The organism is Bacillus sp. BACIII (genome assembly GCF_057836745.1).
This window is the reverse complement of the sequence record NZ_CM174437.1, coordinates 2,888,067-2,900,594: the sequence shown is the minus strand read 5'-3', so window position 1 is coordinate 2,900,594 and position 12,528 is coordinate 2,888,067. Positions and strand designations below refer to the sequence as shown.

At 42.1% G+C, this 12,528-nt stretch carries 12 protein-coding genes and 1 tRNA gene; 6 read left to right on the top strand and 7 right to left on the bottom strand.

Translation table 11 applies throughout. The features are described 5' to 3' along the window. Positions 1-6: 6 nt before the first annotated feature. Complete coding sequence (locus ACXN9U_RS14135) at positions 7-993, bottom strand: Gfo/Idh/MocA family protein (RefSeq protein ID WP_060964457.1); 987 nt, start codon at positions 991-993, stop codon at positions 7-9. Between the two features lie 179 nt (positions 994-1,172). On the opposite strand from ACXN9U_RS14135, the gene ACXN9U_RS14130 reads away from it, so the two are divergent. The 3 genes from ACXN9U_RS14130 (at position 1,173) to ACXN9U_RS14120 (ending at position 3,453) form a co-directional block, all read left to right on the top strand. Continuing rightward, entirely contained in the window at positions 1,173-2,333 is a 1,161-nt protein-coding gene (locus tag ACXN9U_RS14130) for an AI-2E family transporter (RefSeq protein ID WP_060964458.1), read from the top strand. A 91-nt stretch (positions 2,334-2,424) separates the two neighbouring features. Continuing rightward, positions 2,425-3,255, top strand: a complete 831-nt coding sequence (locus tag ACXN9U_RS14125) for an undecaprenyl-diphosphate phosphatase (protein WP_045925819.1) — start codon at positions 2,425-2,427, stop codon at positions 3,253-3,255. A gap of 125 nt (positions 3,256-3,380) precedes the next feature. Next, positions 3,381-3,453 (top strand) — tRNA-Ala (locus ACXN9U_RS14120). 176 nt (positions 3,454-3,629) lie between these two features. On the opposite strand, the gene ACXN9U_RS14115 is transcribed toward ACXN9U_RS14120, so the two are convergent. Together ACXN9U_RS14115 and ACXN9U_RS14110 are read right to left on the bottom strand one after the other, a co-directional pair. After that, positions 3,630-4,145, bottom strand: coding sequence for a hypothetical protein (locus ACXN9U_RS14115; protein ID WP_060964459.1), 516 nt, complete (start codon positions 4,143-4,145; stop codon positions 3,630-3,632). 125 nt (positions 4,146-4,270) lie between these two features. Then, positions 4,271-4,474 (bottom strand): hypothetical protein, encoded by a 204-nt coding sequence (locus ACXN9U_RS14110; RefSeq protein WP_060964460.1) that lies wholly within the window; start codon positions 4,472-4,474, stop codon positions 4,271-4,273. A gap of 378 nt (positions 4,475-4,852) precedes the next feature. On the opposite strand from ACXN9U_RS14110, the gene ACXN9U_RS14105 reads away from it, so the two are divergent. Further along, positions 4,853-5,983 carry a response regulator aspartate phosphatase gene (locus ACXN9U_RS14105; RefSeq protein ID WP_060964461.1) on the top strand — a complete coding sequence of 377 codons (1,131 nt, stop codon included), beginning with the start codon at positions 4,853-4,855 and terminating at the stop codon, positions 5,981-5,983. Positions 5,984-7,339: 1,356 nt separating this feature from the next. On the opposite strand, the gene ACXN9U_RS14100 is transcribed toward ACXN9U_RS14105, so the two are convergent. Next, a complete protein-coding gene (locus tag ACXN9U_RS14100) occupies positions 7,340-7,981 on the bottom strand; it encodes a cupin domain-containing protein (RefSeq protein WP_060964464.1) in 642 nt (213 codons plus the stop codon). Positions 7,982-8,196: 215 nt separating this feature from the next. Here ACXN9U_RS14100 and hmpA point away from each other — a divergent pair, with 215 nt between their 5' ends. Together hmpA and ACXN9U_RS14090 are read left to right on the top strand one after the other, a co-directional pair. Then, a complete protein-coding gene (hmpA, locus tag ACXN9U_RS14095; RefSeq protein WP_060964465.1) occupies positions 8,197-9,372 on the top strand; it encodes an NO-inducible flavohemoprotein in 1,176 nt (391 codons plus the stop codon). Between the two features lie 136 nt (positions 9,373-9,508). After that, a complete protein-coding gene (locus ACXN9U_RS14090; protein WP_060964466.1) occupies positions 9,509-10,354 on the top strand; it encodes a glucosaminidase domain-containing protein in 846 nt (281 codons plus the stop codon). Between the two features lie 32 nt (positions 10,355-10,386). Here the strand turns inward: ACXN9U_RS14090 and ktrA are convergent, their stop codons facing one another. The 3 genes from ktrA to gbsR all read right to left on the bottom strand — a co-directional run bounded on the left by ktrA (position 10,387) and on the right by gbsR (position 12,481). Continuing rightward, on the bottom strand, positions 10,387-11,055 hold the full coding sequence (gene ktrA / locus ACXN9U_RS14085; protein ID WP_060964467.1) for a potassium uptake protein KtrA: 669 nt from the start codon (positions 11,053-11,055) through the stop codon (positions 10,387-10,389). A 161-nt stretch (positions 11,056-11,216) separates the two neighbouring features. Then, entirely contained in the window at positions 11,217-11,756 is a 540-nt protein-coding gene (bslA, locus tag ACXN9U_RS14080) for a biofilm surface layer hydrophobin BslA (RefSeq protein WP_016938176.1), read from the bottom strand. Positions 11,757-11,920: 164 nt separating this feature from the next. Then, positions 11,921-12,481, bottom strand: a complete 561-nt coding sequence (gene gbsR / locus ACXN9U_RS14075; RefSeq protein WP_489201804.1) for a transcriptional regulator GbsR — start codon at positions 12,479-12,481, stop codon at positions 11,921-11,923. Positions 12,482-12,528 lie beyond the last annotated feature (47 nt).

The following is a 12,528-nucleotide window of genomic DNA, read 5'->3' as shown; positions in this document are numbered from 1 at the left end:
ATGTTTTTAGTTTTGATCGGCGGGAAAGACAATTCCGATTTGTTTTCTCGCTTCTTCCATAATGCTTGCCGTAATGAAAGAGCGTTCAAAGGTATTTTCGGAAGACTCCTGCTGTCCGTTCCGAAGAAGGCTGATGAATTCAGCCGTTTCATAATACATCGCCGGTTTCAGATCAGGAACGGAAATGTCCTCCATCCGTCCGTCACGATAGCGGATTTCCGCCCGCTCCGGTCCGTGAATGCTGTCCAGCACGATTGTGCCGTCTTCACCCTGTATTTCCGCCGGGGCAAACGAATTTGATATTTTTGAATGCATCAGTACCGCTTCAAACCCGTCGTATGACAAAATAACCGTGCCCTCGCCGTCAACGCCGGATGCTAGTTTATGACCGGTCGCAATGACGTTTTTCGGTTTGCCGAACAGGACGACGGCCGGATAAATGCAGTATACGCCGATGTCCATTAACGAACCGTTCGATAATTCAGGCTTAAACGCATTAAGCACCGTTCCGTTTTTATATGCATCATATCGTGATGAATATTGGCAGTAGCTTGCTGTGAATCTCCTGATCGGCCCGATTTTATGTAAGTGGTTTTGAAGCATGCTGAAGTTCGGCAAAAACGTCGTTTTCATGGCCTCCATCAAGAGAACGCCGTTTGCTTTGGCTGCGTGAATCATGTCTTCCGTTTCCCTTGCGTTAGACGCAAACGGTTTTTCGCACAGCACATGCTTGCCGTGTTCCATAAAAAGGATTGCCTGCTCCTTATGGCATGCATTCGGGCTGGCGAGATACACCGCATCATAGGCTTCGCTTTCCGCCAATTCTCTCAGGCTGGTGAAATAATGAGCTGCACCGTGCTTGCCGGCAAATTCCGCAGCGCGTTCCTCAGTTCTGGAATAAACCGCCGTTAATTGAAAATCATCAATAGCAGAAGCCGCCTCCAGAAATCGTTCTGTAATCCAATTCGTTCCGACTGTTGCAAATCGAATCATTGCTATCGCTCCTTCTATGTATTGGCTTACATTATAGCTGTTTTTCAAAGAAACATAAATGGAAAAAAGGCTGTCCGCCAAAAGTATAGGAAAAATTCCCATAGAGACCGGTTATTATTTTTCATTATAGGAACGATAGTGTACAATTTAAGTAAAATACATATGATGGAGGAACAATAGTGGAAACATTGCAAACATGGGGCGGCAGATTTAAACAGTTTTTCTTAGACAATAAATTTGTCTTGTTTTTGCTTGTATTGCTGCTCATCGGTCTCAATATCCTTGTCTTTATGAAGACATCATTTATTTTCACACCCATTATCGTCCTGCTCAAAACGATTGCACTCCCCGTTATTTTGACAGGAATTGTTTATTATCTGCTTAATCCGATCGTAGATATATTGGAAAAAATAAGAGTGAAAAGAGTCTATTCCATCCTGCTCCTTTACCTCATTATTATAGGGCTGATTACGATTACGATCGTTTCTATTATTCCGTTTTTAAAGGAACAGATCATGAGCCTGATCGACAACCTGCCAAAATATGTGGACATCGTTGAAGATCAGACGAAAAGCCTGATCGGAAGCGATTTTGTAAATCAGGCGCAAAAGACGATGAATATCAACATTTCCGATCTTGCCAATAAAGTATCGGCGCAGGCGGCGACAATTGCAAACAGCACATTTACCGGAGTCGGGAATTTTATCGGTGCGCTGACGGAAGTGATTATTTCAATTGTGACCGTGCCGTTTATTTTGTTCTATTTGCTGAAAGACGGCAAAAAACTGCCAATCTATATCTTGAAATTTGTGCCCACCCGTCTGAAAGAACAAACGTATACGATGCTGAGTGAAATGAACCACAGATTAAGCTCCTATATCAGAGGACAGGTCATCGTCAGCTTCTGCATCGGGTTTTTATTATTTATCGGCTATCTGATTATCGGACTTGATTATGCGTCACTGCTTGCGGTCATTGCCGCTTGTACGAGCGTTGTTCCGTATTTAGGGCCGACCATTGCCATCACGCCGGCGATTATTATCGCTTTGGTCACTTCGCCTCTTATGCTGCTGAAGCTTGCGATTGTATGGACCGTTGTCCAGCTCGTGGAAGGAAAATTAATTTCGCCGCAGATCATGGGGAAAAATCTTCACATTCACCCGATTACCATCATCTTTGTTCTTTTAACCGCCGGAAAGCTGTTCGGGGTTGTCGGCATTATTTTAGCCATCCCGGGCTACGCGGTCATCAAAGTGGTCACGACCCATCTGTTTGATTGGTTCAAAATGCGCTCGCATTTATATGAAGAAGAAAAAAATGATGCCGTATCGAAGTCATAAAATCGGAACCGACATGATATTTATTATAAGACAGGCTTTCCTTCAGAGGAGAGCTTCTCTTTTGTAAATGATAAATGAAGGGAAGAATAGGATGACACTATGGGAGATGTTCACAGCAGCCGTTTTGGGGATCGTGGAAGGGCTGACGGAATACGCGCCGGTTTCTTCCACGGGACATATGATCATAGCGGATGACATCTGGCTGAAATCCGGAAGCCTGATGAATCCTGAAGCCGCCAATTCCTTCAAAGTGGTGATCCAGCTCGGTTCGATCCTGGCAGTGGCCATTGTGTTTAAGGATCGGATATTAAATTTACTCGGCCTCAAAAAAAACGTGACGCGCGACCAGCAGAAAGGATACAGGCTGACCATCGCGCAAATCGCTGTCGGTCTTGTTCCGGCCGCAGTGCTCGGCTTTTTATTTGAGGATTTCATTGACCGCTATCTATTCTCCGTCAGAACGGTCGCTTACGGACTAATTGCCGGAGCCGTGCTTATGCTGATTGCGGACTGGGTCAATAAAAGAAAAGATACGATCAATACGGTAGACAGAATCACCTACAAACAGGCTTTCTGTGTCGGTTTATTCCAATGTCTCGCCTTGTGGCCCGGCTTTTCCCGATCAGGCTCAACGATTGCCGGAGGTGTCATTCTCGGCTTGAATCATCGGGCAGCCGCAGACTTTACATTTATCATGGCCATTCCGATTATGGCGGGTGCAAGCCTTCTGAAGCTGGTGAAATACTGGAGCAGTCTTTCTCCTGACATGATTCCATTTTTTCTTGTCGGTTTTATCTGCGCCTTTGTCGTCGCTCTCTTAGTCGTCAAATTTTTTCTTCGGCTTATTAATCGGATTAAGCTTGTCCCGTTCGCCATTTACCGTGTCATCCTCGGCATCATTTTAATCATGCTCGTGCGATAAACGAAGAGGCCCCCGGAGGGTCTTTTCTATGTTTGAAAAACGTCTCAGAAAAATGTAAGCAAACTGAATTTTCGGCTTGAAATTCGAAGGAAACTCGTCTATAATAAAACATGACGTTACCGCACGGGGCCATAGCTCAGCTGGGAGAGCGCTACGCTGGCAGCGTAGAGGTCAGGGGTTCGAGCCCCCTTGGCTCCATACCTTTAAACCCTTATTCTATAAGGGTTTTTTTATTTGTCTGGAACAGAGCCAATAGCCCCAAAAAGCAATTGGGGACAATTTGGGGACGAAAAATTTATTTTGAGGAAGTTTAGTTGCTTTTCGCCTTCAATTAGGATTGAAGAAGCCGCCTTTAAAGGCGGCTTTGTTGTTTATCAATTTTCTTGCGGAGCAATCTTTGCTACTGGAGCACCACATAGCAGGAAGAATGCAAATACTGCTGGTGGGGAAATTGCTAAACCTATAGTTCCTAGAAATCCTACAACAGTCAGCCACTCGCCCTTTTCAATTGCTCTTTGAACTTGATTCAAAGCACCTTTACTTAAGTTAAGTGCATCCTCTAAACATCCTTGAACACTACTGATTTGGGCATCCGTATAATTATATTCCTTATTCATATAATTAGCGAAAGCGATCATGCCCTCTTTTTGAGCTGGAGGATAAGGAGACTTTTCAAGCTCATCTTCTTTGACTGTATAGCCGGTCTCTTTATCAAAAACTAGAATTTTAGTAAAGATGTGCTCAACTTCTGCAACAGATTTTTCAATTTGTTCTTCAGTTAAGCCATCTAAACCGTCCTTAGGATTCAACTGTGCTGCTGAAGCTGCTGGTGCTATTGTCGCAATAGCAAGAAAGAAAACCGACGCCAGAAAAAGAAATCTTTTCAACATTATAACTCCCCCTTTTGGAAAATTGTACAAGCAACTACATAGTAACACATTTTTTACCAAAGGAGGGTATATTTATCTGGTTTTAATCTGTTTAGACAGGATAAGTCAAATATCGACAAAAAAGATTAGGACCACAAATTCAAAGCAAGAAACGAAAGACCCCATGCTATTATGCCAAACATGACAGAGAACCTAAGACAAGCTTCAAATTTTGTAAGCCCTCGCTCTCTTTTTGCTTTACCTAATTTCCAATAAATAGCATATCCGGAGAACACCAAAATGATTACTCCGAGTCGAGACACATTTTCCAAAAATTTTATACCATCCATTGATTTTCACCTCGTTTATTTATGAGAAAAAATAAAGTAGACTTGAAGAGAGTCTACTTATAAACCTATTCCAAAGTACACACTTTCATAGAGCTTAAAACATTTGAGTGATAAAGTAATGCTCATTTTAAATGACACATCCTTAATCCCTCCCATTTATATTCCCTATACATTAGTTTTATTATCGCAAATTGAATGGCCATTTCCAACATTTAAGTGAAAATAAGTAATCTGTAATAAGTCTAATGGTATAGAAATAATGTTTCCTTTATTCAATAAAACTATGATCATTTTCCGGCAGACCGCAAAAAACTGCATTTATTTTACTAAACATATTATGGAAATGTTAGAATATTATATAAAAGGAGGAGTGGCCTTGTGAGTTCTGTTTTACCATCATCGGAGGTAGGCGTTAAAATTAATGAATGGTACAAAATGATACGTCAGTTCAGTGTTCCGGATGCGGAAATTTTGAAGGCGGAGGTGGAGCAGGAAATAAATGAGATGGAAGAAGACGAGTATTTACTGATTTACTACACCCTCATGAAATTCCGCCATCAGCTCATGCTGGATTATTTAGAACCGGTGACGACCCGCGTGAGACCGACAATTGACGAGCTGCTGGAAAAAATCGAAGCATCAAATAAAGGAATTTCCGGCCTGCTGTGCTATTACTCTTTATTTTTCCGCGGCATGTATGAATTTGATCAAAAGCAGTATGTAAAGGCGATCGGCTTTTATAGAGAGGCTGAAAAACAACTTGTTCATGTGCATGATGAAATTGAGAGAGCGGAGTTTCATTTTAAATTGGCTGAAGCATATTACGGTATGAAACAAAGCCACGTCTCCATGCATCACGTAAAGCAAGCGCTCGATATTTACGATCAGTATGAGTTGTATAAAGTCCGGAAAATTCAATGTCTATTCGTCATATCGGGGAATTATGTTGACTTTAAACGCTTTGAAAAAAGTTTGCCGCATTTAGAAAAAGCTTTAGAGTTGTCGAAACAAGTAAACAATAATGAAAGGCTGCTCAGTTCTGCTTATTACAACATAGGAAAGAATTACGGAGACCTAGAAGAGTATAGTAAAGCTGAAATCTACTTAAAAAAAGCAGCGGAGATATCTGAAAAGTATAAATTGGGTAACCTCCCGCATTCCTTGTTTACATACGCAAAACTTCTATTTAAACAAGGGAAAACAAGCGAGGCGATTCAAATCAGCAAAAAGGGACTTTCATCAGCGATATATCACGGGGATAAGCTGTTTGAATCTCTGCAAAAATATTTGGATGCTTTATATATTAATGCAATAGACCAAATGGGAATCAAAAAAACAATTGATTACCTTGAGAAAAATAAAAACTATTCGTATGTAGAAGATATTGCTCTTGATACGGCTGCTGTTTATGCAGAGTCAAAACAATATGACAAATCTTATTTTTATCATCGAAAAATGATTCAAACACAAAAACAAATTCAGAGGGGAGAATGCCTGTATGAATTTTAGAAAAGGCGTATTTATCATTGTATCGGCTGTCGTTTTAATGTCAGGGGTCGGTCTAACGGCATCAGCTGTTTCATTTGATGGATCATATCAAGTTTCATCTGATCGTAATCAAACCTAAGAAGGAGAGTGCCTGTATGAATTTTAAAAAGAGCATCTTCATCGTCCTGGGTCTGACATTGACTTTAGTATGTGGGTTGGGTATGAACTCGGTAGAAAAACAAGCACAGGATACAATCAAAGTAGCTTCTGACCGCCTTCAAACTTGAACGTATAAAGCCTTTTCTTCGGAAAAGGCTTTTTTAGTTTTCTTCATTAGTTTCAAAACATCCACCTGTTTTTTCCTTTCAATTGTTCAATGGAGGGGTTTTTCTCAAAGCGGGACATATAATAACTTTTCGTTCAAAATCAGTCATTTGATCATCTCCCAACTTCATAAGTCTCAAGGGAAAAAGAGAATCAAATACAATAAGCCATCTATCCCCCTTTAAGTCCTTCACACGAAATTCCTTCCGTAGGTGTTTCCATAATGAACTGCGCAGATAACCTTGCGTATGTATCCGTCGCCATAAAGCTCGAACGATAATTCTATGCTAATATTTAAAAAATATGGCACTCAATATTTATAAGTTCAATTTTCTTTTCAATTTATCAATTTAATGGAGGGAAAATAGAAAGGAGAGAAATGAGAAAGTATTTTGGGATCGTGCCGCTTATCATCCTTTTATTCACAGTGTGCTTTCTGCCTCATATTCATTGGGCGCTTGGAATTCTAGGAATTGTCGTGGGGAGTATTCTGGCAATCAAATCACCTAAAGGAATTGCAAAGAATATTTCTTTTGTTATCCTAGCACTTTGTTTACTTTTACTATTATTCTTGATTGTGATGGGCGTTTTGATGGCAGGTCTAGTGGGAAATTAACTTTAATTTACAATCCTATTTGGGACCAACTTGTTCATTTTTCGCCAAACAGAAGATTTTTTATCAGAAAGACTGGTCAGCAAACCCTATCATCTCCACACTGGCAGCGTAGAGGTCAGGGGGGCGAGCCCCTTGGCTTCCATACCTTTATAAGTTTTTAATCCTCTGCAGCAGCCTCTGTGTTCTGCTTCATTTCTAACAACTAAATGAAAGGAATAAGAGGAAAATCTATCTTCTACTAACTCTTTCAGCGCAGTGGCACTTCTTTTAACAGCGCTCCCCGCTCTTTCTCTGTGGTCTTCACGTCTGCTTCAGAAATATGTGATTCAAAAAAATTGCCCGAAGGTGAGTACAAAGTAAGCTGCGGAACCGGACCGTAATGATTAAGAGCCCCTCTTTCATGAGGGGCTTTTTTTAATGCCGCTCCTGCTCTCCGTTTAATACCCCCAATATAACGGCGGATCATAATGCCGATACGGATCATTCGGATAATGCGTATTTGGCTGATAAGGTTTATTCATATCGTGAATACCCGTATTTTCAGACTGCCCGCAGTATTTATCGGGACCTATCACAGTTGATTTGCGGATCGGTGAAACAGCTTTTTCCCATTCCTGTTCATTCAGACAGTACGTATGCGCCATGATCTCGGGCGGCGTGAGGCGGAGAATATCCGAGCCGTAAATCACTTCAGGCGTATGGGCGTCAAATATGGCCAAAAGATGGGTATTATCTGAAGTCGCGATCTCATAATGCCACCACCCCTGCGGAATATTTGCCACTTGCCCGGGGGTGAGCGGGTAATTTCGTATTTTCCGGGTGAACGGATTCAGCATCGACACGGTTGCGGAACCCGAAATACAGTACACCAATTCAGCGGCATTTTGATGGGTATGCGGTTCAATCACATTGGTCTTGCTCAAAAAGATATCCAGTAATGAAATATTTTCAAGCGTGTTTAACTGTTTAATCCCCAATACATTGATAAAGTTCCGATGATCTTTAGTGAAAAAACGGCTCTCATTCACATCATATGTGAACTGTGTATTCGGAGACGTGTAATCCATATAAGAAACCATACAATTCCCTGCTTTCATGTGTAAACGTATAATTTCTAGCATATGTGTCCCGGTTCCAATAGGTGAAAAAAGGAAATAATAACCAACGATTCCAAACTGAACACAATATTGTGACGACTTTTCTAAAGATTCATTTAAGATATATCTTTTATTCGAAATATCTCTTACTATAAAGATATATTAAAAATACATCTTTAGAAGGGTTGAGGATTAACATGCTGGATGAGAGAACAATAGACATCATCAAAAGCACAGTACCCGTATTGAAAACACATGGAGAAAACATCACAGGACGCTTTTATAACCTGATGTTTCAAGATCATCCCGAACTGTTAAATATGTTTAACCAAACGAACCAAAAGAAACAGACGCAGCGCGCAGCATTGGCAAATGCAGTCATTGCGGCTGCGGCGAATATTGATCAATTAGAACAAATCATTCCGGCGGTCAGACAGATCGGCCATAAACACACAAGCATCGGGGTAAAGCCGGAGCATTATCCGATTGTCGGAAAATATCTGCTTCTGGCGATCAAGGATGTGCTTCAGGATGCCGCAACTCCTGACATTATGGGAGCATGGGAAAAAGCTTACGGTGTTATTGCAGAGGCTTTCATCGGCATTGAAAAAGATATGTACAATGAGGCCGGATGGCAGGGATATAAAGAATTTACGGTGATAAAGAAAACCGAAGAAAGCAAAGACATCACATCATTTTATATCAAACCGAGCGACGGCTCTGCGCTTCCTGAATTTGAAGCGGGGCAATATATCAGCATTAAAGTGCGGATTGCAGATTCTCCTTATACGCACATTCGCCAATACAGCCTGTCTGATGCTGCCCGAAAAGGCGAATATCGGATTTCCGTGAAAAAGGACGGAGCGGTTTCTTCTCATCTCCACAATGAAGTTCAAGAAGGAGATAAACTTGAAGTCAGCGCACCCGCCGGGGATTTCAAACTGTCTTCCGCCGAAAAACCGGCTGTTCTTCTCAGTGCCGGTTCCGGAATCACGCCGATGATGAGCATGCTGAAAACAGCCGCCGAAAAACAGCCGGAGCGTTCTATTACTTTTATTCATGCCGCGAAAAACGGAGAGTACGCCGCGTTCCGCAAAGAAGTCGAGCAAGCTGCGGCAGGCGATCCGAATATTAACGTCATTTATGTATACAGTGAACCGTCGGAACAAGACCGCTCAGGGGACAAGCCTTTTTACAGCGGCCGGATTGATCAAAGCTTCTTAGAGCAGCTGCATCTGAATCAAGATACTGAATTTTACTTGTGCGGTTCAGCACCGTTTATGACGCAAATGAAAGATATGATTCTTGCACTCGGGTTTAAATCTGATTCCGTTCAATTTGAATTGTTCGGTCCTCAGCTGAGCATGGCATAAAAAAAGACTCCTCTTTGAGGGGTTTTTTGTTTGCACACATGTTCTTTCTCCGTCTTTTTCCCTATTTTATTGAAATTTTCATCAATGACCAGTAAAATTATAAATCTAGTGATTCCGGAATTAAAGGAAGGTTGATATGAAAAAGAAAGCAAAGACCAAAAGGGTGCTTGGATGCCTTTTTGCTGTATCTCTTATATTCGGATTATTTCTGGTATCAATGGTGTTTTCGAAATTCATAGCGACGGAAGAAAAACCGCCTGAAGAGGTGGACGGGCAGCAGGTCTTTATTGACAGCCTTTCCGGGCATGCTCAGATTTTATATGAGAAATATCATGTCCTTCCGAGCATCACCCTTGCACAGGCCATTCTCGAATCGGATTGGGGGAACAGTGAGCTTGCTGGAAAAGCGCGCAACCTGTTCGGTGTAAAAGGTGATTATAAAGGAAAACACGTCACGATGAAAACAGATGAATTTGAAAAAGGGAAACGAAAAACGATTCGGGCAAAATTCCGTAAGTACAACACGTTTTTTGAATCCATGGATGACCACGCCAAATTATTTGTCAAAGGAACGTCTTGGAATAAAAAGAAGTATAAACCCGTCATAGAAGCGGACGATTATAAATCAGCTGCGGCAGCCCTTCAAAAATCCGGCTATGCCACAGATCCCGACTATGCGGAAAAAATTAAAGATGTCATAGAAACCTATAACCTGAATGAATTTGACAAAATCAATGCCTCTCTTAAAGCAGTTGATAAGAAAGGCGCCATCAAAGACTACGCCATGGAAGATGTTTGGTCCAAGCCGTCGAAAGAGCAGCATTCTATTAAACTGGCATCGGCGCAAAAGTTTACCGGCCAGCATATTAAAGTTGTCTCTGAGAAGCAAAACGGCGGATCCGTCTGGTATCAATTTCAGGTGAAAGACAAGCTGATCGGCTGGGTTGACCAAACCGCCGTCCAGTTAAATGAAGAAACATAAGCATCACAAAAGCCGGCCGCAGCCGGCTTTTTTTACATTCCCTCTGTTTCAAATCTTTTAATATCACGTTTATGCCCCATCAGCACAAGGCAGTCACATTCATGGACGACAGTCTCCGGAGAAGGGGACAGCTGAATGTCTCCATTATGTTTCACGGCGAGAATGGTGCAGCCGAATCTGGCACGGACGCCGAGGTCAAGAATGGTTTTTAAATGGAGTTTTTTCGTGGCTGACAGTTCTACGATGCTGTATTCATCTGACAGATCAATATAATTTAAGACGTTTTCATCCGACAGGCTTTGCGCAATCCTCACGCCCATATCCTTTTCCGGGTGAATAACACGATCAGCGCCGATTTTCTCAAGCACTTTGTGATGATAATAATTTTGCGCCTTCACCCAAATGTTAGGGATGTTCAGTTCTTTCAATAACAGCGTCGTCAGCGTGCTCGCCTGAATGTTGGCGCCGATTGCCACGATGACATATTCAAAATTTCTGATGCCGAGCGATTGAAGTTCGCTTTCTTCCGTCGCATTTGCCCGCACGGCATGAGTGGCATAAGAGGAGTATGCGTTGACCCGCTCTTCGCTGATATCGACGGCCAGCACCTCATGCCCCATTTTAAAAAGCTCTTTGCAGATGCTTCCGCCGAAACGGCCGAGTCCGATGACGGCAAATTGTTTATTTTTGATTTTTCCCAATCCTCATAACTCCTTAAGAAACTGTTTTCGTCACTCCAAATACAACAAACAAGAATGTACTCCTGTTTCAAAGGTTTGTCAATGTGAGAGCCGGAAGAAAAAACGGCACAAAAAAAGACCGGCTGACAAGCGGTGGGCTTGTGCCGGTCCGTTTTTCGCAATTATTTGCAGTTGCAAGGCTGTGTCGGCGGTGTGCTGCGCTTTTGAACAACAATTGTGTCCTCAGCATAGAATTTAGAGCCGATGCTTAATGATTTATTTTCTGCACGGAACTTATATGTACCTGCAGCAGGCAGCGTTTTATTATTAAGAGAAAGCTTAAATTCCGCTGCGCCGAGCAAATCAATGTTTAACGGAAGTCTGACTGTTTTGCCGTTATTCAGAATCTGTCTTTCACGCAAAGCGTGTCCGTTGATTGTATCCTTTGTTGTAGCCGCAAATCCGCTTGGAAGGGTAAATTCCATAACGCCTAAGCTCAGAATCGTGTTCGGGCGGTACGTCAATTCGATATCAGAAAATGACCATTCCTGCTGGCTGGCACCTGTGTATTTTGCAAATAAGGTAGCGGTCGCCTTTGTGGACATTTCCGGCTCGTGAACGGTTGAACCTGATTCAGCGGCGAATGACGCTGTCGGCAGAGAAAGCAGTAAAGCCAAGCCGAATAAACTTGCCATGACAGTTGAGAAAAACTTTTGTTTCATATCAAAATCCCCCTTAAAAAAATTTGTCGATCGTTCTTAAAAAAGAACGACCATACCTATAAAAATTTACCATCAATTTTAATGGAAGTAAATGGGGTTATGTTCCTATATTTCCTCGAAAATAATCAAATCACGTCGAAAAATGACGAAGAAAAAACGCCTGATTACGATTCAGGCGTTTTTTCGTCTGTTTCTATCGGAATAAATTTAAAAATCTCTCCGCTCCGGACTGAATCGGCGAGCCGCTTCAGCCAATGATAATAGGCCTTCGAGCTTTCAAGCTGATCATATAACTGCCGCGCTTCTTCCTGTAATTCCGCGCTTCCTTCTTCTGCCAGCAAAACGGCCTGCAAATCCGCCTGGGCCTGTACGATGGCGGACAAATTCACCTGAACTTCCCGATCCCATTTCGGCGGGAAGAAATTCGTGAAAAACGTAAAGAAATCCTTTTCCGCTACAAATGTATGCTTCCGCGTGCCGCGGTGGAAGGTTTTTTTGACCACATTTAAATCCTGCAGCTTTTTGACGCCTGTGCTCATACTCGGTTTGCTCATCTGCAGTTCCTCACGCATTTCATCAAGCGTCATTTCATCCCTCATATACATTGTTCCGTATAAAATTCCGACACTCCGGGTGATTCCGTACAGATCCATCGTCTCAGCAATGGAATCAATGACAAGATCCCTTGCTTGTTCTATAGCTGCAAATTCTGGATTCTCATCCATACTGTCCCTCTTTTCCTCTTGAAGATTAAATTGATTAAGTCATTTCT